The sequence below is a fragment of the Pseudomonas sp. NMI542_15 genome (genome assembly GCF_021283425.1).
Lineage (GTDB): Bacteria > Pseudomonadota > Gammaproteobacteria > Pseudomonadales > Pseudomonadaceae > Aquipseudomonas > Aquipseudomonas fortuita.
Window position 1 is genome coordinate 34,506 of record NZ_JAJSRO010000020.1, and the last position, 21,154, is coordinate 55,659.

Here is a 21,154-nt window from a genome sequence, read left to right on the forward strand (position 1 = left end):
GGGCCTTGTATATACAGAAATGTCCTGCAAGTGGCTGGCCAAAGGCCGATGTTCTGCGGCGGGGTCCTGGCGCCTGCTTGTGCTTCTGACGCAAGCAGGAGCACAACGATGGAACTGAACAGCTGCAGTAATGAAGCCGCTGCGCCGCTCACTTTGAGGTTCGGCGTGTTTTTCGACGGCACGGGTAACAACCAGCACAATGCGATATCGGCGGATGCGAACGGCGACAAAGGCGCCAGTTATGCCAACGCCTTGAGCAATGTGGCCCTGTTGCATGCGCTGTACCCGGCGCAGGCGGCCGATACGGGCGGGGCCATGGCGTTTCTGAAATGTTATGTGGAGGGGGTGGGTACCCGAGCCGGTGAGGCGGATGGCACCTATGCCTCGGCCACCGGGCGTGGCCACACGGGGGCGCAAGCGCGGGTTACCGAAGCCTTGGCGGGGCTTGCCGGGCAACTGCGCGACTGGCGCCGGGCGCATCCGCAGGCCATGCTGGCGCAGGTCGAGTTCGACCTGTTCGGCTTCAGCCGCGGTGCGGCGGCAGTGCGTCATCTGGCAAATCTGCTGCACGACGACGGCGCCAGGCTGCTGGCAGTACCGTGCAGTATCACGATCAATTTCATCGGCCTGTTCGACACCGTGGCTGCGATCATTGCGCCGTTGCAGGGCGATTTCGACCCTGCCGACGACCGCCATGGCGGCTTGCGGCTGGGCCTGGGTACCGGCATTGCCCGTCATGTGGTGCAACTGGTGGCGGGGGATGAGCAGCGGCACAACTTCCCATTGGTGAGCAGCGGTCACGACATCGTGTTGCCGGGTGTGCATTCGAATATTGGTGGTGGTTACCCGAGCAGTACGCAGGAGCGGGTACTGCTGTGCAAACCGCAGTCACAGCGTGTGATGCGGCGCGTCTGCGCTGAACAGACCCGCGCATATGCCAAGGTAAGTGCGTTGTTGGCGTCGGCATTTGGCGGCTTGGGCGCGCGGGTGATTACCTGGGAAGAAGCGATTGCCGGTGGGCGGCCAGAGGAGGCGCAAAAGCAGGTGTATGCGGCGGTGTACCGGGAGCGGGAGGTGGCGGGGCAGCTTTCGCGGGTGTACCTGAGTGTCATGCGTGAGCTGGCGGTGCGTGCGGGGGTGCCGTTTGAGCCGTTGGGTGGGCAGGCTGAGCATGGGGTGCCGGCTGATTTGCTGGAGATCAGCCGCAAGTTGCATGCGTTTGCCCTGGGTGAATGTGAACAGCCTGGCCTGACCGGGGATGAGCAGCGGTTGTTGCGTGACAGGTATGTGCACACCTCGGCGAACTGGAATGCGCTGAAGGGGTTGCGCAACAGTGTGCTGGATATGTTGTTCATCAACCGGCCAGCGGCAGGCGGTCGGGTGGTGCATCCGAACCCGGTAGCTTTATCAACCTGAACCGGCCTCATCGCCGGCAAGCCGGCTTCCACACGGATCGCGCCGCACTCAAGAGGTGTGGAGTCCTGTGGGAGCTGGCTTGCCGGCGAAAGGGCTGCAAAGCAGCCCTAGGGTCTAAGCCAGCTGGCGACGCTTACTGGCTAAATATGCCTCCTGCGCCAGGGTCAGCAGCACGGTCAGCAGCATGAACACCACCGAAGCGATGAAGATGCCTTCGGGCAGGCGCTGATCGAGCATCCAGCCGAATGCAATGGGCCCGAGAGCGCCGCCGATGTTGAAGCCGGTCGAGACCAGCCCGAAGGTTTTACCCTCGGCACCACGGGGTGCCGCCGCCTTGACCAGCATGTCCCGCGACGGCGCGATGACCCCGGTCAGCAAGCCGATGGCCCCCAGTACCGCTACCAATGCCCAGTCCCGCACCAGCCCCAGCGCCACCAGCGTCGTCAGCGCCGCCGCCAGGGCAAAGGCCATGGCCGCCACCAGGCCATGGCGGCGGGTGCGGTCAGCCAGGGCTCCGCCGCACAAAACGCCCACTGCACTGCTGAGCAGAAACGCCGTGAGCGCCGTGTTGGCCCAGGCCAGGGTCAGGCCTTGGCCCTGGACCAGGGCGGCCACGGAGAACTTCTCGATGGCACTGGTGCTCAGGTTCAGCAGGATGAACAACACCGTCAACACACCGATCATCGGCGAGAGCAAGCGCACGCGGCCAGGCGCAGCAGCACGGCCGGCGTCACTTTTGTTGCCATGCCCGCAAACCTGATAAATGCCGCTGCGTGGCACAGAGATCAGCAGCAGCGCGGCAATACCTACCACCGCACCTGCTGCCAGGGCGGCCTGGGTACCGAACACGGCGGCGATGCCGAGAAATACCGCTGGCGTTACCGCCGAACCGAGGAAACCGGCGAACGTATGGATCGAGAACGATCGCCCCAGGCGGCCTGCTTCAATGCCGTTGACCAGCAACGCGTAGTCGGCAGGGTGATAGACGCCATTGGCCAGCCCGGCCAAGGCCATCGCTACCAGCAATACCGCATAGCCGGGGCTGACCGCCAGCATCAGGAAACTGAGACTGCCCAGCAGCAACCCGGCCTTGAGCACCTTGCGCGCACCGTAGTGGTCGACGGCAAAGCCCAGCGGTGCCTGCACCAAGGCAGAGACGATGTTGAACACCGCCAGGGCCACGCCAAGCTCGACGAACCTCACGCCCAGCAGGCCGGGGAGGACGGGCAGCAATGCCGGGATCAGCATGATGTGCACATGGCTGACAAAGTGCACGGCAGCAATTTGGGTAAGAAGCTTGGGGCCAGCTTGGGGCATGTCGATACCTGTCGAACGGCGTGGATACAGGGCGCAGGGTAGGTTGGTTGTAAGCTGTCTATCGGGATGAACGGCTGGCGCGTGGCAGGCGCCCGTTCAGCACGGCATACGCCAGCAGGCCAATGACCAGCCCCCAGAAGGCCCCGCCAATGCCGAACAGGCTGATGTTGGCCGCCGCCGCCAGGAAGGTGATCAGTGACGCTTCGCGCGAGCTGGCATCCGCCATTGCGCCGGCCAGGCTGGCACCGATGGTGCCCAGCAGGGCAAGGCCGGCCAGAGTCGTGATAAAGGTACCTGGCAGCGCCATGAACACACTGGCCAGGGTGACCCCGAACACCCCCACGCCGATGTAGCAGACACCGGCAGCAATCCCCGCCACCCAGCGCTTGCCCGGGTCTTCATGGGCTTCCTTGCCGGTGCAGATGGCCGCCGTGATAGCGGCGATGTTGAAGGCGTGGGAACCGAATGGCGCCATCAGCAATGAGCCCAGGCCCGTGACCGCGACGATCGGGTTGGCGCTGGTCTTGAAACCGTCGTTGCGCAGCACCAGCATGCCTGGCATGTACTGGCCGGTGAGTGTGATCAGGAACAATGGCAGGGCCACGCTGAGGGCGGCGTTGAGGGTGAAGGTGGGCGCGGTGAACACTGGGGAGGCGAATTCCAGCTGCAATGCCGTCAAGCCTGCTTGCCCCTGCAGCAGCAGGTAGCCCAGGCCCAGGAGCAGAATGCCAACCACGGCATAACGGGCGGTGAAGCGTTTGAATGCCACATAGGCCGCAATCAGCAGCCCGGCCAGGACGGGGTCGAGCGACAGGCTGGCAAAGGCGCCGATACCGAACTGCAGCAGGATGCCCGCCAGCAGCCCGGCGGCAATGCCGCCAGGGACCACCCGCACCAGGCGCTCGAAGCACCCGCTCAGCCCCAGCACCACGAAGCCCGCGGCCGACAGCAGGTAGGCACCGATGGCTTCGCTGTAGGGCACGCTGGCCAGGGCGGTGACCAGGAATGCTGCGGCTGGCGTGGACCATGCCGTGATTATCGGCTCGCGGCTGTACCAGGACAGCAACAGGCCGCTGAGGCCGACGCCGATCGACACGGCCCAGACCCATGATGACGTCAGCTCTGGACTCAGCCCGGCCACCTTGGCCGCCTGGAACACCAGGATGAAGGTGCCGCCATAGTTGACGATGACCGAAACGAGCCCGGCTATCACGGGGTGAAGGAGGTCTGTAGGCCGAAACGGGGTTGAAGAGCTTTGTGCAGGCGCGTCCATGGTTGCCTCTGGTGAAGGTCGGGTGCAGCAGGGGCCCGGCTGCGAGGTGCCGCCGGGCAGGTTTCAAGGTCAGTTGGCCAGTTCGGTCAGCAGGCTTTTCAGGTAGTTGCTGCCTTGCGCATCCAGCGGCTGCAGGGGAAGGCGCGGCGCGCCGACATCCTGGCCGAGCATTTTCAGGCCGGCCTTGATGGTGGTGGGCAGGCCACGGCGGGTGATGTATTCCAGCAGCTCGAACTGGCGGTAGAACAGCGCGCGCGCTTGGGCCAGGTCGCCTTGCTGCACGGCGTCCCACAGCGCCAGGTTCAGGGCTGGTATCAGGTTGGGTGCGGCGGTGCACCAGCCCGTGGCGCCAGCCACCAGGGCTTCCAGAGTGAGCGGGTTGCAACCGTTATAGAAGGCCACCCGGCCGTCGGTGGCCTTGAACAGGCGGTGCATGCGCTGAATGTCACCGGTGCTTTCCTTGACCATGGTCACATTGGGCACTTCGCCGAGGATGCGCAGGATCAGCTCCACCGACAGGTCGGTGCCGCTGGTGCCCGGGTTGTTGTAGAGCATGATCGGAATGTCGATGGCCGCGCCGACGGCCTTGTAGTGGGCAACCACTTCGGCTTCGGTGAGCTTCCAGTAGGAAATGGGCAGCACCATCACTGCTGTGGCACCGCAGGCCTGGGCGAGGCGGGCACGCTGCACGGTACGGGCGGTTGTCAGGTCGGATACGCTGACCACGCTGGGTACGCGGCCGGCAATGCGTGCCTGGCTGAAGCGCACCACGGTTTCCCATTCGCTGTCGGACAGGTAGGCCCCTTCGCCGGTGCTGCCCAGCGGTGCGATGGCGTGCACGCCGTCTGCGATCAGGCTGTCGATGGACGTGCCCAGGGCATCAAGGTCGAGCGTGCCCTCAGCCGTGAAGGGAGTGATGGTGTAGCCGATAACGCCGCGAATTACAGGTGTAGACATGACCAGGCACCTTTGCCGTTGTTGAGGAAAGAGTACAGCTTCGATCAGCCCAGGCAGTCGCCATGGGCACGCAAGGCACGGCGTGCGTAGTAGCTGAACGCGGCGCCATGACGTTTGGGGGTGGAGATCCAGTCGTGGGCTTCTTTGCCCAGTGCCTCAGGGATGGGGCGGATGTCACCGGCGCCCATGGCCAGCAATTGCATCTTTGCTGCGCGCTCGAACAGCAGGGCGAGCACGCAGGCTTCCTCGATCGAGCCACCGGCAATCAGCAGGCCGTGGTGGGAGAGCAGGATTGCACGCTTGTCGCCAATCGCCTTCGCGATGATTTCACCTTCCTCGTTGCCCACCGGTACGCCTGGCCATTCCTTGAGGAATGCGCAGTCGTCGAACAGCGGGCAAAGATCCATGTGCGAGATGGCCAACGGCACCTCAAGCATCGACAGGGCGGCGCTGTGCAGCGGGTGGGTGTGGATGATGCAGTTGACGTCGGGGCGGGCCCGGTACAGCCAGCTATGGAAGCGATTGGCCGGGTTGGCCATGCCGCGGCCTTGCAGCACGGTGAGGTCTTCGTCCACCACCAGCAGGTTGGAGGCAGCGATTTCGTCGAAGCCCAGGCCCAGTTGCTGGGTGTAATAGGTGCCAGGTTCCTGCGCACGAGCGGTGATCTGCCCGGCCAGGCCGGAGTCGTGGCCGCCATCGAACAGGATGCGGCAGGTGAGGGCAAGCTTTTGTCGGGCGGTGTAGGTGTTGTCGGCCAGGGCCGTCAGCATCTGCTGCTGGGCCAGCTTGACCAACTGGTCCTTGGGGATGTGCATGGTGGTCGTCATGGGCGGTACCTGCATGGGAAAGGGCGGGCGCTGGCTGTTCGTCGTGATGGCGTCGCCAGGACACATGGCGATCTTAATGACACTTTGTGTCATGCGCAAGCATTGTGTCATTCAAAAGGGGGGGCTGGCTGGCAACCCTCTGAAAGCTAGCGCGATCAAGGTGGGAGCCACTGTCTTGCTCAATGTCTAGAATCTAGCGCGGTCCCTGTGGGAGCGGGCTTGTCCCGCGAACACGGGCGAAGCCCGTGCCATTCACTGCGCGGGTTGCAGGCTTATGCAGTACCTCATGCGCCTATGCAAAGGTCGTCCCGCCTGGTTGCCATATCCCTTTGCGGGTACTGTCGAAACGCCTCTGAAATGGCGGTGATCAGCTGCTCATCCCTGATCGGGTGCAATCCTGGAAAACGCTTGCCATTACAGTCACCGTCACGGGTAAGCACGGCCTCAACGCTGGCGTCGTTTTCCCGATAAACCTGTCTGATCGCCTGGGCTTCCTGGTCCTTGCTGTCTTCGCAGCGCAACGCATGGTGAATGGCCAAGGCCGCGCCAAACGTCAGTGCCGGGGTTTCGATACCGTGTTTGCGTGCAAGGTCGATGCTGCTGAGGATCCGTTCGTTACGCTGAAGCTTGCGCAACGGGTCGCGCCCCACCCGGGCACAAGGGTCTTTGAACGAGGTTGCACAGCGCTCAAGGAACGTATCGGCAAAACGGCTGACCACTTCGGCCATGTGTGGGTACTCCGCCACCAGTGCGGGCCCGACTTCCTGGCGAATCAGGCGTTCGGCCAGTTCGCTGACACGCGCGTCGCCCATACCCTGGCCCACCGAATCATGGCCCAGCAGGCTTGCGTACCAGGCAACAACGGCATGTGGGCCGTTCCACAGGCGGTTCTTGATGACCTGGATCTGGGTGATGTCAGGCACCGTCTTCACCTGGCGCAGGCGCTCGAGCAGCTCGCTGCCGTGCTCTACATACAGCGGCATGTCGGGTTCGCTGTTGAACAGGATCAGGTGCAACTGGCTCATCGCGCTGCTCGGCTGGGCGAAAGGCCTGAAGCGCCCGATCAGTCGTTCGTACTCAGGCACTGGCGTGGATGCCTTTGTGGCGACTGCCGGTTCGTCTTCCAGGCTGTTCTGGAACATCTGCGACTTGATGCGCAGTTGCCGCACCAGTGCGTCATTGCTGAGCTTGGAGACGATGCGGCTGACCACCGTTTCGGCGAAATGGGTCTTTTCCAGCACTTGCTCGCCAATGGCCGGCGGGCACAGCAATGCCAGCTCTGCCTGCACATGGCGGCGCACGAACGCGGCGCCGCCTACCTTGTTCAGCACGATCAGCAGCGTCAGCTCACGGCCACGTCGTTCGAAACGTTGCAGCAGCCCCTTGGCGATCACCTTCGCCTGGTTGCGGATGGCCTGCTCGGGCAGGCTCAGGCCGACAATTTCGGCAGTGGTGTACATGCCGATCACGGCGTCGTCATCGTCCAGGTCGATCATGCGTACATTGTCGATGGTCTGGTCGAACGAAGTGGCGCCGTAGCGCACGCTGTAACGGCCGAAGGCATTGACGCTTTCGCGCAGCATGCGCGAGCGGGTCGCGGCGATGATTTCACGGGGCCGGGTGTAGCCGTCCCAATGGGAAAATACCTGTGTCAGGTACCCACCGCCGATGGCGCCGAAGCCATGAATGCCCACGCTGAACTGGTTCAACGAAGCCGGGAACGGCTCGCTCAACGCTGGCATGCCCAAGTCAGGTACGCACTCGCTCAGGTCGGCGAGAAACTCATGCATGCTGCGGTAGGCTTTGAGTGCGCCTGCCTTGATCTGGGCAGCGGGCGGCTTGATGTCTTCGATCAGGATCGCCTGGCCTTCGGCGCGGATGGCCGACAGCATGCCGTTCTCTGAATCCTCGACCATGAAGCACTGATCGGGTTCGCAATTGAGCGCGCGGGCGGCTTTCAGGAAAATCTCGGGGTGGGGTTTGCCCTGGCTGACTTCATCGCCACAGACAGTGATGTCGAAATACTTCAGCACATTGGCATTGATCAGGTATTCCTCGGCAATGGCACGTCGGCTGGAGGTGGCCACTGCCATGGTCAACCCCGACTTGCGCAGGCGTTCGAGTACCTCCAGCAGGCCGGCCTTGATGGGTACGCCGTGATTGCGCACATATTCGAGCTCAAGTTCATCCGCGCGTTTGCGAATCTCGGCGTACGGGAAGTTTTCACCGTTATGCGCCTTGGCCAAGGCTTCGGCCTTGGTCGCGCTCAAACCCAGCGAGCCGATCAATGTGTCCTCGCTCAGCGCTTTGCCGAAGATTTCCACAGAGGCTTGCTTCAGTGTCTTGAAGCGCAAGCGTTCGGTGTCGAAGAGGGTGCCATCCATATCGAAGATGGCGCTGAAAATGCGTTTACCGTGAAAGAAAAGCATTGGGTATTGCCCCTTGTTGTTGCGTCATACATCCCGCCTGTAACAGGCGAATACGGTGTGTGAGCTGCAGCGATGGCAGTCAGGTAGGGGGCACACGGTCGACAGGGGGGCGCTCAGGGGTGACGCAGAGGTAAGGCGGGGCGGAGCGGGGCGTGCAGAGCAGGTTTGTAACCTTTGAGGCGAGGCGGGCAACTGGTTTGGCCTTGAGGTCACGCCCACTGGCTGCAGTCGGTTTTGCAGGCAGTGGGCGCAAGTAGCGATGGATACGTGTGATTCCAAGCATAAGGTGCTTTGCTTCCTTTTTCGTCATGGGTCATCCTTTTTCAGCCTTGCACGTATGCGCGCCGCCATGCAAGGCTTGGGCTTCCGTTACAAGGTGAAGCGCAATGACCCAAGCTACCGATCAGGCCTTTTATGACCGCGCCGATGCGCACATCGACCTGGCCAACCAGCAGATTGAAAAATTCGAAGACCTGGGCAAGGTAAGTGCCTCGCTGACCTTTGGCGCCACGCGTTTCAGCGCCTGGATGAGCGCCCGCAGCTTCAAGTCGGGCGCGGAACTTGCGGCAGCCCGGGAGGAGATTCTGAAGTACTTCTGCGAGCAGTACCGGATGATGCTCGAAGATAATCTGGATGAGCACATCGAGCATTTCGACCGCATTGTGCTGGGCAAGGACGCCTGACCTCACCTGCCTGCGCAGCCGCGATTCAACGGTTGGGCCACTGCTGCAGCAGGATCGAAACGAACTTCTCCGCCGCAGGCGACAATGACGCACCGCGCCGGTACACCAGCCCCAGGGTGCGTGTGACCTGCGGCTCGATCAACGGCACGCTCACCAGCGTCGGGTGATCAGCGTTGGGCATGGCCAGGCTGGGCATGGCCGACACGCCCAGCCCGGCCTCGACCATGCCCAGCGACGTCGACAGGTGCTGCACTTCGTAGAACCATTTGGGCCGCAGGTTGAGCCCGGACAACGCATGGTCCAGCAGCATGCGGTTGCCACTCAGGCGGCCGACGCCGATCAGGCGGTAATCAGCCAGCTCTGTCCAGGTAACGGATGCGCGCTCTGCCAGTGGGTGGTCGCGCCTGCACGCCAGTACAAAATGCTCTTGCACCAGTGAGACAAACTCGATGTCCGGGTGCTGGCCGCTCATCATGTTGATGCCGAAGTCGGCCTCGCCGCGCAGCACTGCTTCGAGCCCGTCGTTGGCGCTAAGGTCCAGCAGGCGAATGCGGATTTTAGGGTACTGCTCGTTGTAATCGCGGATCACCGACGGCAGGAAGTAGAACGCTGCGGTGGGAATGCAGGCGAGGGTAACCTGGCCGGTCTGGCGCTCGGCCAGCTCGCGAATGCTGAGGATCGAGTCTTCAAAATCATCCAGCAGGCGCCTGGCCTTGGGCAGGAAGTCGCGGCCCACGCTGGTCAGGCTGACCCGGCGAGTGGTGCGTTCCAGCAGCGAGGTGCCCAGGCCTTCCTCGAGCTTCTTGATCCGCCGGCTTAGCGCTGGTTGGGACAGGTGAAGCGCTTCGGCGGCCTCGTGGAAGCTGCCGAGTTCGGCGATTTTCACGAAAGATCTGATGTCTTGCAGCTCATATTCCATAAGAAAACCCGCTACTGTCGCCGTGCTTGATTAATGTTTGAATCGCAATAATGGCTACGATATTTGCATTGGATTGATTTATCCATGCCTGTCACTCTTTTGCTCACAGCATCAATGATGTCCATTGATCAACAAGAGTGCGAAATCATGCAACGAATTCCTTGCGTACTCATGCGCGGTGGTACCTCCAAAGGGCCGTTCTTCCACGCTTGGGACCTGCCTGCCAATGTGGTCGAGCGCGACGAGTTGCTGATCAACCTGATGGGCTCTGGCCATGAGCTGGAAATCGACGGCATCGGTGGCGGCAGCCCGCAGACCAGCAAGGTGGCGATCATCAGCCCGTCTTTGCACGCCGACGCCGACGTCGACTACCTGTTCGTGCAGGTGATGGTTGCACAGCGGCGGGTCGATACTGCTCCCAACTGCGGCAACATGCTGTGTGCCGTTGGCCCGTTCGCCATCGAACAGGGGTTGGTCAAAGGCAAGGAAGGCAAGACCCTGGTCCGTATTCGCAACCTGAACACCGGTACCTTCGTCAATTCGCTGGTAGAAACCCCAGGCGGCATCGTGCGCTACGAAGGCCGAACCGCAATCGACGGCGTGCCAGGCACGGCGGCCCCGGTGCACCTGACTTTCCTTGATGCAGTCGGCAGCAAGACCGGCAAGCTGTTCCCCACCGGTCAGGCCAAGGATTTGATCGATGGTGTCCCGGTGACCTGCATCGACATGGCCATGCCGATGATGGTGGTAGAGGCCAGCCAGCTGGGTGTCACCGGCTCGGAAACCCCGGCCCAGCTGGACGCCAACAGCGAACTGTTGCAACGCCTTGAAGCATTGCGGTTGAAGGCCGGCAAGGCCATGGGCCTGGGCGACGTCAGTGGCATGGTCATTCCCAAACCAGTGCTGGTATCCAGGCCTCGCTACGACGGCACGCTGCAGGTTCGCTATTTCATGCCGCACAACTGCCATCGCGCCTTGGCTATCACTGGCGCAGTGGGGCTGGCGACTGCCTGCGTCAGCCCCGGCACGGTGATTGCCGACCTGCTGGGCGAAGGCGCGCAGCAGCTGACCGAGGTCCGACTCGAGCACCCCAGTGGCGGCATCGATATCGCCCTGACGCGCAGCGGTGCCGATGGCCAGACGATCCAGGCCTCGGTCGTACGAACCGCCCGGCGGCTCTTCTCAGGCTTCGTCTACGCCCCTACATTCCGCAGGTTGGCCGGGTAGCACCAGGCGTCGATCAAGCCCCGCACATTCGTAGCAAGCGCATCCGCACAATTTCAACAATGGTGATGCCCCATGAAACTCGCCAAATCGCTGTACTTCCAGATCCTCTGCGCCGTCCTGCTGGGCGTGGTGGTCGGCCACTTCTGGGCGCAACAGGCCGTGGCCCTCAAGCCGCTGGGTGATGCGTTCATCAAGCTGATCAAGATGATGATTGCGCCGGTGGTGTTCTGCACCATCGTCACCGGCATCGCCGGCATGACCGACAAGCGCTCGCTGGGGCGGCTGATGAGCAAGACCCTGCTGTTGTTCCTGGGCCTGACGGTGGTCAGCCTGGTGATCGGACTGGCGGCGGTCTACCTGTTCAAGCCGGGGAGTGGCATGAACATCGACCCTGCCACCCTCAGTACTGCAGGCCTGAGCCAGTACACCGCCTCGGCCGCCAAGCTGAGCGTGGTGGACTTCTTCATGCACATCATCCCGGACACCTTCGTCGGTGCCTTCAACAAGGGAGAGGTCTTGCCGGTGCTGTTCATCGCCGTGCTCAGCGGTTTCGCGCTGTCGTCGATGGGCGAAAAGGGCAAGCCGGTACTGGATGTGCTGGAATCGGCGTCGACCATGGTGTTCCGCATCTTCGGTTACCTGATGCGCTTTGCCCCGATCGGCGCTTTCGGCGCACTGGCATTCACCGTAGGCCAGTACGGCATTACCTCCCTCGGCTCGCTGGCCAAGCTGGTGGGGACGTTGTATATCGCCTGTGCGTTCTTCGTTCTGGTGGTGCTCGGTGGCATCTGCCGGGCCCATGGCTTCAGCCTGTGGAAGCTGCTGCGCTATTTCCGTGAGGAGTTCCTGGTGGTGCTTGGCACCTCGTCCACCGAACCTGTGCTGCCGCGCATGCTTGAAAAGCTCGAGAAGCTTGGATGCAAGAAAGGCGTGGTCGGCCTGGTGCTGCCCACCGGCTATTCTTTCAACCTTGACGGTACTGCCATCTACCTGTCGTTGGCAGCCGTGTTCATCGCACAAGCCTGCAACATCGACCTGAGCCTGGGCCAGGTGGTGACCATGCTGGCGATCATGCTGTTGTCTTCCAAGGGCGCGGCAGGTGTCACCGGCAGCGGTTTTGTGGCCTTGGCCTCGACCCTTACCGTTATCCATGACATTCCCCTGGCCGGCCTGGCCCTGCTGATCGGCGTCGATCGCTTCATGTCGGAAGCCCGTGCGCTGACGAGTCTTGCCAGCAACGCAGTGGCTACGGTGGTGGTTTCGCTATCGGAAAATGCCTGTGACCGCCAGACGCTTCACAGCCGCCTGAACGGCGAGCCGGTGGCCAGCCCCGTGGTTGAATCCGCCGACTGGGTCGCCGAACCGCGCCGCCACGGCTGAACACCCACTCCTTCACCCTTTTGACAAGGCCCCCACCAGGCGCTGCCGGGTGGGGTAGGGGGCCGTCTGCGCTGCAGGTGGCCACATAGACAATAAAAACAAGAGAACAAACCATGCTCGCACTCTTGGGCCTGATCATGGTGGTGACTTTCACCTACCTGATCATGAGTAAACGCCTGTCCCCGATCGTTGCACTGACCGTCGTTCCGATTGTTTTCGCCCTGGTTGGCGGCTTCGCGCCAGACCTGGGCAAGATGATGCTCGATGGGCTGAAAATGGTCGCACCGTCTGCCGCGCTGCTGTTGTTTGCCATCTTGTTCTTCGGCTTGATGATCGACGCTGGCCTGTTCGACCCGCTGATCCGCAAGATCCTCAAACGGGTAAACGGCGACCCGGTCAAGATCGCCATCGGCACGGCCTTGCTGTCGCTGCTGGTGGCGCTGGACGGTGACGGCACCACGACCTACATGATTACCTGCGCCGCCATGTTGCCGCTGTACAAGCGGATCGGCATGAACCCGATGATCCTGGCCACCGTGTCGATGCTGTCGTTGAGCATCATGAGCGGCATGAGCCCTTGGGGCGGCCCCGCCACCCGCGCCATTGCCGCGCTCGGTCTGGATGCGACCGAATACTTCATTCCGATGTTGCCCACCGTCATCGGCGGCGCATTGTGGGTGGTGTTCACCGCTTACCTGCTTGGTCGCACCGAGCGCCGGCGTATCGGCAATATTGCGCTGGAGTCGGGAGGGGGTAACTGCTACATCAAGGAAATCCTCGGGGACAGCCCGCACAAGCGCCCGCGCCTTGCCTATGTGAACCTGGTGCTGGTGATCGCCGTGATGACCGCGCTGGTGCTGGGGCTGATGCACGCGGCCATCCTGTTCATGATCGGTTTTGTCGCCGCACTGATGATCAACTACCCGCAGCTGGACCTGCAGAAAGGGCGCATCCTCGCCCATTCGGGCAACGCCATGACCGTGGTGCTGCTGGTGTTCGCCGCAGGCATATTCGCCGGTATTTTCTCGGGTACCAAGATGGTCGATGCGTTGGCCCAGAGCCTGGTGGACTGGATTCCGGAAGCCTGGAGCCACTGGTTCCCGCTGGTGGTGGCGCTGACCAGCATGCCGCTTACCTTTGTGCTGTCCAACGACGCGTACTACTTCGGCGTTGTGCCGATCCTGGCAAACGCCGCGGCCGCGTACGGCATCGACCCGGTGGAAATTGCCCGCGCTTCGGTGCTAGGCCAGCCTGTGCACCTGATGAGCCCGCTGGTGGCTTCCACGTTGTTGCTGGTGGGCATGGTCGACCGCGATATCGGTGACTTCCAGAAAGCCACCGTGAAATGGGCCGTGCTCACCTCGTTGGTGATCACAGCGCTGGCGCTGCTCACGGGCGCCTTGTCCTTCTTCGTCTAAGCATTACCGGGCGTTGCCAGGCGCCCGGGCTCCCGCTCACTCAGAAAACAACAATAGAGTACCGATCATGTCCCGAGCTGTGTTCCGTGGGGCCACCTGTGGCCTGCTTTGCGGCTGGCTGCCTGTTGCCGGCGCTTCCGGTTTTGTCGACGACAGCAAGCTCAAGCTGCAGTTGCGCAATGTGTATTTCAACGAGAATTTCCGTGACGAGCACGGTATGAGCGCCCGCGCGGCCGCCACCGCCAAAAGCGAACGGGTGGAGTGGGCTCAAGGTTTTCTGCTCGACTACCAGTCTGGCTTTACCCAAGGTACGGTGGGCGTGGGGCTCGATGCACTGGGGCTGCTAGGCTTGCGCCTCGATTCCGGTCGTGGGCGCAGCGGCACGGGTTTGTTGCCGGTGCACGACGATGGCAGCGCAGCGCAGGAGCTTGCCAGTGCCGGGGCCACGGCCAAGGCACGCCTGGGCCAGACCGTGGTCAGGTACGGCACCTTGCTGCCAAAGACACCGGTGCTGGTTTACAACGATGCGCGGCTGCTGCCGCAGACCTACCAGGGCACTCAGCTGACCAGCACGGATATCGACGGGCTGACCCTGACGGCCGGGCACCTCGACCGCTTCAAGCAGCGTGACTCGTCTGACAGCACCGGTATCTATCTGGACGGATATGGGGGCGGCAAATCGGGTGACTTCAGCTTTGCAGGTGCCGATTATGCCGTGACCAAACAACTGCGCCTGAGTGTCTACCATGGCCAGCTGGCAAACTTCTATCGCCAGGATTTTGCCGGGCTGGTCCATGACCTGCCGTTGGCCGGCGGGGTACTGACCACCGACCTGCGCTACTTCAAAAGCCGCGACAGCGGGGCGGCCTACGGCGGCGGCATCGACAACCACATGTTCAGCGGCCAGGTGGCGTACGCGCATTCCGGTCATTCTGTGGGTGCCGGTTACCAGGTGCTCGATGGCGAAGCCGGCTTGCCGTACATCAGCGGTGCGACCGTGTATTCGTTCAGCAACGTCGGCATCGGCAAATTCATCGAGGAGGAAGAGAAAACCTGGATGGCCAGCTACGCCTACAACTTCGCAGCAGCCGGGGTGCCGGGGCTGACCTTCATGACGCGGTACCTGAGTGGGGACAATGGCCGTTCAGCTGGCGAGGGCATCAAGGAGTGGGAGCGTGACGCCGAGATTGCCTACGTGGTACAGGGCGGACCGCTGAAAGGGCTGGGCGTGAAGCTGCGAAACTATGTGTATCGATCAGATTTCGCCCGCGGCCGAGACAGCAATCGCCTGTACCTGACCTACGATATTGCCATCTGGTGATGGCACAGGCCGGACGATATCTCCGGCCCTGAGCCGCCTGAGGCGCCGTGGTTCAGCGGCGCAGCAGGCGAGAAACCACCAGTGTGACGGCGGCGGTGATGGCCAGTGCGGCGAAGGGCTTTTCCTTGACGAACGAAGACACCGTATCCAGGGTGTCGCCGTAGGTCTTGGTCACCTGGCCTGCGGCCTGACGCGCATCGCCTTCGGCTTCCAGCGCCGGGTCTTCGACCAGACGGCCTACAGCGCTTTGTGCCTTGCCTGCGAGGTTCTCTGCAACACCTTCGATCTGTTCACGTTTCATGATGGCTTTGTTCCTTCCTGTGATCGGCTTTGGGTTAACAGCACAGGGTTAGGGCGGTGAAGGACCGCAATGGTTCCAAGCAACTGCTTGCCACCTGCAGGCCACGCGCTGTTGCGAAGGGTTGCACATGGCTCGAGAGCGCGAGGCTAGCGGGCCTTCTTCTCCAGAATCCGTGCCCCGGTACCTTCCTTGCCCAGCACATCCTCGGGGTTGCGCAGCGGGCAGTCTTCCAGCGACAGGCAACCGCAACCAATGCAGTTGTCGAGGCTGTCGCGCAGCGCCTCCAGCGTGCGGATGCGGGCGTTCAGGTCTTCGCGCCAGGCGGTGGACATCTCACCCCATTGCGCCGCCGTAAGCTTGCTGTTGGGCGCATAGCGGCTGAACGCCTGCCTGATTTCCTCCAGCGGAATACCCGTGCGCTGCGCCACCTTGATGATCGCCAGTGTACGCAGCACCAGTGAGGGAAAGCGGCGCTGGTTGCCAGCCGTGCGCACGCTGGCGATCAGCCCCTTGGTCTCGTAGAAGTGCAGCGCAGACACCGCCACGCCGCTGCGCCTGGCCACTTCACCCACAGTGAGCATCCGCGTGTTGTCCGCTGCCATGCCTGTTGACCTCAAGTTAAGTTGAGCTCTTATAGTCCTGCCCGATCTTCCCCGCAACCGCTTTCCCTGTGATCGGAGCTGTGCATGAACAAACGGACGTTACTGGCCTGGGCTGGCGCTGTAGCCGGTGTGCTGGCTGCTTGCTATGCGTTAGTGGGTAGCGGTTCGGCGCCACCCGCCGCGGCGGCGTGGCCGGCGACCAAGGTGGCGCTGGCCACGGCCGAGCAGGTGCCACTGGCGCGGCAGCACTTTGCTTCGGGGGAGCTGGAGGCGGTCAACCAGGTGCAGGTAGCGGCCGAGACGGCGGGGCGCATTACCCGCATTGCCTTCGAGTCGGGGCAGGCAGTAACCGCCGGGCAGTTGCTGGTGCAGTTGAACGACGCGCCGGAGCAGGCCCAGCGGGTGCAGTTGCGGGCGAAATTGCGTAACGCTAACGTGGTGCTGCAGCGCAGCCGCAAGCTGCGGGCGATGAATGCCGTGTCGCAAGAGTTGCTGGACAACGCCGCCACCGCCGTGGACGTGGCCAGCGGGGAGCTGCAGCATGTCGAAGCGCTGATCGCGCAGAAGGCCATTCGCGCACCGTTTACCGGCAAGCTGGGCATTCGGCGGGTGCATCAGGGCCAATACCTAGGCGCCGGCGAGGCCATCGTCAGCCTGGCCGACATCAGCCAGTTGCATGTGAATTTTGCCTTGGGCGAGCAGGCCGCCCCCGAAGTGCACGTCGGGCAAGTGCTGGCACTGACGCTGGACGCCGTACCCGGGCAAGGCTTCCAGGCCCGGGTGGTGGCGGTCGATCCGGTGGTCAGCAAGGCGCGCCTGGTGCAGGTGCAGGCAGCCTTGCCGAACCCGGACGGGCAGCTACAGCCGGGCATGTACGCTGGCGTGCGCCTGGATGCTGTGCAGCCTTCGACTGTATTGGCGGTGCCGGAAACCGCGATCACCTACGCCGCCTATGGCCAGACAGTATTCGTTGCCACTCAGGACGCGGCGCATGGTACCCGGGTCAGCAGGGTGCGGGTAACCACGGGTGAGCGCTGGCAGGGGCGGGTGGAGGTTACCTCCGGCCTGGCGCCCGGTGACCGGGTGGTGGTGTCTGGCCAGTTGAAGCTGAGCGACGGCATGTCGGTCGAGCCGGTGGCGCAGGACAGCTTGCAGGCCAACCTCGGAGGCCGGCAGCGGTGAAATTTACCGATCTCTTCGTGCGCCGCCCGGTGCTGGCGCTGGTGGTCAGCAGCCTGATCATCCTGATGGGGCTGTTTGCCATGGGCAAGTTGCCGATCCGTCAGTACCCGTTGCTGGCAAGCTCGACCATTACCATCAGCACCGAGTACCCCGGCGCTTCTGCCGAGCTGATGCAGGGCTTCGTGACCCAGCCGATTACCCAGGCGGTGTCGTCGGTCGAGGGCATCGACTACCTGTCCTCGTCGTCGCAGCAGGGGCGCAGCCTGATCACCTTGCGCATGGTGCTCAACCGCGACTCGACCCAGGCGCTGGCCGAGACCATGGCCAAGGTCAACCAGGTGCGCTATCGCCTGCCGGAAAAGGCGTACGACCCGGTGGTGGAGCTGTCGGCAGGCGACTCCACCGCCGTGGCCTATGTGGGTTTTTCCAGCGACAGCCTGTCGATCCCGGAGCTGAGCGATTACCTGTCGCGGGTGGTGGAGCCGCAGTTCTCAGGCATCGACGGCGTGGCCAAGGTGCAGTCGTTCGGTGGGCAACGCCTGGCCATGCGCCTGTGGCTGGACGGCGAGCAGATGGCCGGGCGCGGGGTGACGGCAGCGGACGTGGCGCAGGCGGTGCGGGCCAACAACTACCAAGCGACGCCGGGCCAGGTGCGTGGGCAGTACGTGCTGGCCGATATCCAGGTGGACACCGACCTGACCCGGGTCGAGGACTTCCGTGAGCTGATCATCCGCAACCATGGCACCGACCTGGTGCGCCTGCGCGATGTCGGCACCGTCGAGCTCAGTGCGGCGGCCACCCAGACCAGCGCTACCATGGACGGCAAGCCTGCCGTGCACCTGGGGCTGTTCCCCACGCCGGCCGGCAACCCGCTGGTGATTGTCGAGGGCATTCGCCAGCTGCTGCCGCAAATCCAGCAGACCCTGCCGCCTGGGGTGAAGGTGGCGCTGGCCTATGAGACTGCGCGCTTCATCGATGCTTCGATCCATGAGGTGTTGCGCACCCTGGTGGAGGCGATGCTGATCGTGGTGCTGGTGATCTGGTTGTGCCTGGGTTCGTTGCGCAGTGTGCTGATCGCGGTGGTGGCCATTCCGCTGTCGATGCTCGGTGCCGCGGGCCTGATGCTGATGTTCGGCTTCAGTCTCAATCTGCTGACCTTGCTGGCGATGGTGCTGGCCATCGGTCTGGTGGTGGACGATGCCATCGTGGTGGTGGAGAACGTGCACCGGCATATCGAAGAGGGCAAGTCGCCGGTTGCTGCGGCATTGGCCGGGGCGCGGGAAATCGCCGGGCCGGTCATTGCCATGACCCTGACCTTGGCGGCGGTGTATGCGCCGATCGGGCTGATGGGCGGGCTGACCGGCACGCTGTTCCGCGAATTCGCCCTGACCTTGGCGGGGGCGGTGATCGTGTCCGGCATTGTGGCGCTGACCTTGTCGCCGGTGATGAGCTCGTTGCTGTTGCAACCCGGGCAGCAGCATGGCGCGATGGCCAACATGGCCGATCGGTTGTTTGCTGCGTTGACCGGGGCCTATGGACAAGTGCTGGCCTACTCCCTGGCGCATCGCTGGATCAGCGCTGGTGTGGCGCTGCTGGTGTGCCTGAGCCTGCCCTGGCTTTACCTGCTGCCCCAACGCGAGCTGGCGCCACCCGAGGATCAGGCCGCGGTGCTGACCGCCATCAAGTCGCCGCAGCATGCCAGCCTCGAATATGCGGAACGCTTTGCGCTGAAGCTCGACCAGGTGATGAAGTCCATCGCCGAAACCACCGACACCTGGATCATCAACGGCACCGACGGCCCGGCCGCCAGTTTCGGGGGCATCAACCTCAGCGCCTGGCAGGCGCGCGAGCGGTCCGCGGCACAGGTGCAGGCACAGCTGCAGCAGGCCGTGGCGGATATCGAAGGCAGCAGCATCTTCGCCTTCCAGGTCGCTTCGCTGCCGGGCTCCAGTGGTGGCCTGCCGGTGCAGATGGTGCTGCGCAGCGCCCAGGATTACCCCGAGCTGTACCAGACCATGGAAGTGCTCAAGCAACGCGCCCGCGACAGCGGCCTGTTTGCCGTGGTGGACAGCGACCTCGACTACAACAACCCGGTGGTCAAGGTGCGTGTCGACCGGGCCAAGGCGGCCAGCCTGGGCATCAGCATGCAGGCCATTGGCGAGTCGCTGGGGGTGCTGGTGGGCGAGCAATACCTCAACCGCTTTGCCCTGTTCGGGCGCTCCTATGATGTGATCCCGCAGAGTATCCAGGACCAGCGCCTGACGCCTGCGGCGCTGAACCGCCAGTATGTGCGCGCCGAAGAGGGCAGCCTGGTGCCGCTGGCCACGGTGGTGCACCTGGATCTCGAAGTGGCGCCCAACCGCCTGTTGCAGTTCGACCAGCAGAACGCCAGTACCCTGCAGGCAATCCCGGCCCCGGGTGTGTCGATGGGCAACGCCGTGGCCTTTCTCGAACAGCTCACCGCCGAGTTGCCACCGGGCTTCAGCCACGACTGGCAATCGGAATCGCGCCAGTATGTGCAGGAAGGCTTTGCCTTGATGTGGGCGTTTCTTGCTGCCCTGGTGGTGATCTACCTGGTGCTGGCGGCGCAGTACGAAAGCTTGGTTGACCCACTGATCATCCTGGTGACTGTGCCGCTGTCGATCTGCGGTGCGCTGCTGCCGCTGGCGCTGGGCTGGGCCACGCTGAACATTTACACGCAGATTGGCCTGGTGACGCTGATCGGCCTGATCAGCAAGCACGGTATCCTGATGGTGGAGTTCGCCAACGAGATCCAGGTGCGCGACAACCTCGACCGTGCTGCCGCCATTGTCCGTGCCGCGCAGATACGTTTGCGGCCGGTGCTGATGACCACCGCAGCGATGACCTTTGGCGTGCTGCCGCTGCTGTTTGCCAGCGGCGCCGGGGCCAACAGCCGCTTCGGGCTGGGGGTGGTGATTGTGTGCGGGATGCTGGTGGGCACTTTGTTTACCTTGTTCGTGCTGCCGACCCTCTATGCCTGGCTGGCGCGCGATCACCGGGTGACCACGGTGCGGGGGCAGCAGTTGCTGGAGGCCGATCGGGTGTTGGGCATGTGAAGTGAGGGAACAGGAATATCGGGGCCGCATAGCGGCCCCGGTTGCACGATCAGGACGGTGAGCGAACCCGGCGCATCTGGGTCACCAGGGTGAAGCGGTCATCCGGGTGCACGGTTTCGGAAACCGCCATCAAATCACCGTTTTCCTCGCGGTACTGGCGGATGATTTTCAGCCCCGGTGAACCCGCCTCGGCCTTCAGTGCTTTGGCCAGCTCTGCCGTCAGCAACACTGCCCGTACCTGCTGGTCGACCACCGCGATTGACCGGCCAACGTGCTGCTCGATCAGCCCTGCAATCAGCTGGTCGGGGTGCTCGCGGGCCCGCTCGATGACCTCGGCATAGTCGCGCTGTGCGTACACATCGATCCAGCACAGCGGTGCGGCATTGTGCAGGCGGTCGACGCGGATGCTCGACACGCAAAAGTAGTGCTCCCCCGGTACCAGCCCCAGCCGCGCCGCCTCACTCAGGTCGGCGACGAAATGGCGCACGTCCTGGATTTCCCGCTGCTGGGTTTCGGCCAGGTGGGCCAGGTCGGCCACGCTGGCCAGCGACTGCGAATAGCCGCCGCGCGGGCTGCTGGCCTCTACCCGGGTGCCTACGCGCTTGCGCCGCGACACCAGCCCCTGGTCGAGCAGCTGATTGATCGCGGCGCGCACCGTGTGCCGGCTCACATCGTAAAGGTCGCACAGCTCGAACTCAGTCGGCAGCAGGCTGCCCACCGGGTAGCGGCCGTTGGCGATGCCTTCCATCAAGTCCTTTGCCACGGTGGAGTAGCGCGTCGGGTTCATACCTCTGGTCTGTCTCGTAAATTTCATCGGTTGGCAGT

17 protein-coding genes are annotated in these 21,154 nt (G+C 63.2%); 8 read left to right on the forward strand and 9 right to left on the reverse strand.

The genetic code is table 11. The features are described from left to right. The first annotated feature begins 108 nt into the window (after positions 1-108). Positions 109-1,416 carry a T6SS phospholipase effector Tle1-like catalytic domain-containing protein gene (locus LU684_RS23465; RefSeq protein WP_060519073.1) on the forward strand — a complete coding sequence of 436 codons (1,308 nt, stop codon included), beginning with the start codon at positions 109-111 and terminating at the stop codon, positions 1,414-1,416. Between the two features lie 114 nt (positions 1,417-1,530). Here LU684_RS23465 and LU684_RS23470 read toward each other — a convergent pair whose 3' ends face one another. From LU684_RS23470 to mtlD, 5 genes are all read right to left on the reverse strand, one after another. Beyond that, positions 1,531-2,733, reverse strand: a complete 1,203-nt coding sequence (locus LU684_RS23470) for an MFS transporter (RefSeq protein WP_232895084.1) — start codon at positions 2,731-2,733, stop codon at positions 1,531-1,533. Positions 2,734-2,791: 58 nt separating this feature from the next. Further along, positions 2,792-4,006 carry a benzoate/H(+) symporter BenE family transporter gene (locus tag LU684_RS23475; protein ID WP_023049012.1) on the reverse strand — a complete coding sequence of 405 codons (1,215 nt, stop codon included), beginning with the start codon at positions 4,004-4,006 and terminating at the stop codon, positions 2,792-2,794. Positions 4,007-4,075: 69 nt separating this feature from the next. Then, positions 4,076-4,963 carry a dihydrodipicolinate synthase family protein gene (locus LU684_RS23480; RefSeq protein WP_016485559.1) on the reverse strand — a complete coding sequence of 296 codons (888 nt, stop codon included), beginning with the start codon at positions 4,961-4,963 and terminating at the stop codon, positions 4,076-4,078. Positions 4,964-5,007: 44 nt separating this feature from the next. Next, positions 5,008-5,790, reverse strand: coding sequence for an aldolase (locus tag LU684_RS23485; RefSeq protein ID WP_016485560.1), 783 nt, complete (start codon positions 5,788-5,790; stop codon positions 5,008-5,010). 284 nt (positions 5,791-6,074) lie between these two features. Next, entirely contained in the window at positions 6,075-8,219 is a 2,145-nt protein-coding gene (mtlD, locus tag LU684_RS23490; protein WP_023049009.1) for a bifunctional mannitol-1-phosphate dehydrogenase/phosphatase, read from the reverse strand. A gap of 386 nt (positions 8,220-8,605) precedes the next feature. Here mtlD and LU684_RS23495 point away from each other — a divergent pair, with 386 nt between their 5' ends. Continuing rightward, positions 8,606-8,902: a DUF3144 domain-containing protein gene (locus tag LU684_RS23495; protein ID WP_016485563.1), complete on the forward strand. Its 297-nt coding sequence runs from the start codon at positions 8,606-8,608 to the stop codon at positions 8,900-8,902. Positions 8,903-8,927: 25 nt separating this feature from the next. On the opposite strand, the gene LU684_RS23500 is transcribed toward LU684_RS23495, so the two are convergent. Next, positions 8,928-9,821, reverse strand: a complete 894-nt coding sequence (locus LU684_RS23500) for a LysR family transcriptional regulator (protein ID WP_016485564.1) — start codon at positions 9,819-9,821, stop codon at positions 8,928-8,930. A 147-nt stretch (positions 9,822-9,968) separates the two neighbouring features. Between LU684_RS23500 and LU684_RS23505 the strand changes: the two genes are divergently transcribed. The 4 genes from LU684_RS23505 (at position 9,969) to LU684_RS23520 (ending at position 15,167) form a co-directional block, all read left to right on the forward strand. Then, on the forward strand, positions 9,969-11,048 hold the full coding sequence (locus tag LU684_RS23505; protein ID WP_016485565.1) for a 4-oxalomesaconate tautomerase: 1,080 nt from the start codon (positions 9,969-9,971) through the stop codon (positions 11,046-11,048). Between the two features lie 72 nt (positions 11,049-11,120). Next, a complete protein-coding gene (locus LU684_RS23510; protein ID WP_016485566.1) occupies positions 11,121-12,428 on the forward strand; it encodes a dicarboxylate/amino acid:cation symporter in 1,308 nt (435 codons plus the stop codon). Between the two features lie 113 nt (positions 12,429-12,541). Further along, the gene (locus LU684_RS23515) at positions 12,542-13,846 is read left to right on the forward strand and encodes a CitMHS family transporter (RefSeq protein ID WP_232895086.1); all 1,305 of its coding nucleotides are present in this window, start codon (positions 12,542-12,544) and stop codon (positions 13,844-13,846) included. A 67-nt stretch (positions 13,847-13,913) separates the two neighbouring features. Further along, complete coding sequence (locus LU684_RS23520; protein WP_232895088.1) at positions 13,914-15,167, forward strand: OprD family porin; 1,254 nt, start codon at positions 13,914-13,916, stop codon at positions 15,165-15,167. 52 nt (positions 15,168-15,219) lie between these two features. Here the strand turns inward: LU684_RS23520 and LU684_RS23525 are convergent, their stop codons facing one another. Both LU684_RS23525 and soxR read right to left on the reverse strand, forming a co-directional pair. Then, a complete protein-coding gene (locus LU684_RS23525) occupies positions 15,220-15,468 on the reverse strand; it encodes a CsbD family protein (RefSeq protein WP_016485569.1) in 249 nt (82 codons plus the stop codon). Between the two features lie 146 nt (positions 15,469-15,614). Further along, positions 15,615-16,070 carry a redox-sensitive transcriptional activator SoxR gene (soxR, locus tag LU684_RS23530; protein WP_023049466.1) on the reverse strand — a complete coding sequence of 152 codons (456 nt, stop codon included), beginning with the start codon at positions 16,068-16,070 and terminating at the stop codon, positions 15,615-15,617. Between the two features lie 84 nt (positions 16,071-16,154). Here soxR and LU684_RS23535 point away from each other — a divergent pair, with 84 nt between their 5' ends. Both LU684_RS23535 and LU684_RS23540 read left to right on the forward strand, forming a co-directional pair. After that, entirely contained in the window at positions 16,155-17,252 is a 1,098-nt protein-coding gene (locus LU684_RS23535; RefSeq protein WP_060519062.1) for an efflux RND transporter periplasmic adaptor subunit, read from the forward strand. Continuing rightward, on the forward strand, positions 17,249-20,329 hold the full coding sequence (locus LU684_RS23540) for a MexW/MexI family multidrug efflux RND transporter permease subunit (RefSeq protein ID WP_232895089.1): 3,081 nt from the start codon (positions 17,249-17,251) through the stop codon (positions 20,327-20,329). The genes LU684_RS23535 and LU684_RS23540 overlap by 4 nt, the downstream gene beginning before the upstream one ends. A 49-nt stretch (positions 20,330-20,378) precedes the next feature. On the opposite strand, the gene LU684_RS23545 is transcribed toward LU684_RS23540, so the two are convergent. Beyond that, on the reverse strand, positions 20,379-21,116 hold the full coding sequence (locus LU684_RS23545) for a GntR family transcriptional regulator (protein WP_060519057.1): 738 nt from the start codon (positions 21,114-21,116) through the stop codon (positions 20,379-20,381). Between the last annotated feature and the right edge of the window lie 38 nt (positions 21,117-21,154).

What these genes read in the sequence shown, in the direction of transcription:
- LU684_RS23465 (WP_060519073.1), top strand. Translation starts at nt 109, where the DNA reads ATGGAACTGAACAGCTGCAGTAATGAAGCCGCTGCGCCGCTCACTTTG.
- LU684_RS23470 (WP_232895084.1), bottom strand. Translation starts at nt 2,733, where the DNA reads ATGCCCCAAGCTGGCCCCAAGCTTCTTACCCAAATTGCTGCCGTGCAC.
- LU684_RS23475 (WP_023049012.1), bottom strand. Translation starts at nt 4,006, where the DNA reads ATGGACGCGCCTGCACAAAGCTCTTCAACCCCGTTTCGGCCTACAGAC.
- LU684_RS23480 (WP_016485559.1), bottom strand. Translation starts at nt 4,963, where the DNA reads ATGTCTACACCTGTAATTCGCGGCGTTATCGGCTACACCATCACTCCC.
- LU684_RS23485 (WP_016485560.1), bottom strand. Translation starts at nt 5,790, where the DNA reads ATGACGACCACCATGCACATCCCCAAGGACCAGTTGGTCAAGCTGGCC.
- mtlD (WP_023049009.1), bottom strand. Translation starts at nt 8,219, where the DNA reads ATGCTTTTCTTTCACGGTAAACGCATTTTCAGCGCCATCTTCGATATG.
- LU684_RS23495 (WP_016485563.1), top strand. Translation starts at nt 8,606, where the DNA reads ATGACCCAAGCTACCGATCAGGCCTTTTATGACCGCGCCGATGCGCAC.
- LU684_RS23500 (WP_016485564.1), bottom strand. Translation starts at nt 9,821, where the DNA reads ATGGAATATGAGCTGCAAGACATCAGATCTTTCGTGAAAATCGCCGAA.
- LU684_RS23505 (WP_016485565.1), top strand. Translation starts at nt 9,969, where the DNA reads ATGCAACGAATTCCTTGCGTACTCATGCGCGGTGGTACCTCCAAAGGG.
- LU684_RS23510 (WP_016485566.1), top strand. Translation starts at nt 11,121, where the DNA reads ATGAAACTCGCCAAATCGCTGTACTTCCAGATCCTCTGCGCCGTCCTG.
- LU684_RS23515 (WP_232895086.1), top strand. Translation starts at nt 12,542, where the DNA reads ATGCTCGCACTCTTGGGCCTGATCATGGTGGTGACTTTCACCTACCTG.
- LU684_RS23520 (WP_232895088.1), top strand. Translation starts at nt 13,914, where the DNA reads ATGTCCCGAGCTGTGTTCCGTGGGGCCACCTGTGGCCTGCTTTGCGGC.
- LU684_RS23525 (WP_016485569.1), bottom strand. Translation starts at nt 15,468, where the DNA reads ATGAAACGTGAACAGATCGAAGGTGTTGCAGAGAACCTCGCAGGCAAG.
- soxR (WP_023049466.1), bottom strand. Translation starts at nt 16,070, where the DNA reads ATGGCAGCGGACAACACGCGGATGCTCACTGTGGGTGAAGTGGCCAGG.
- LU684_RS23535 (WP_060519062.1), top strand. Translation starts at nt 16,155, where the DNA reads ATGAACAAACGGACGTTACTGGCCTGGGCTGGCGCTGTAGCCGGTGTG.
- LU684_RS23545 (WP_060519057.1), bottom strand. Translation starts at nt 21,116, where the DNA reads ATGAACCCGACGCGCTACTCCACCGTGGCAAAGGACTTGATGGAAGGC.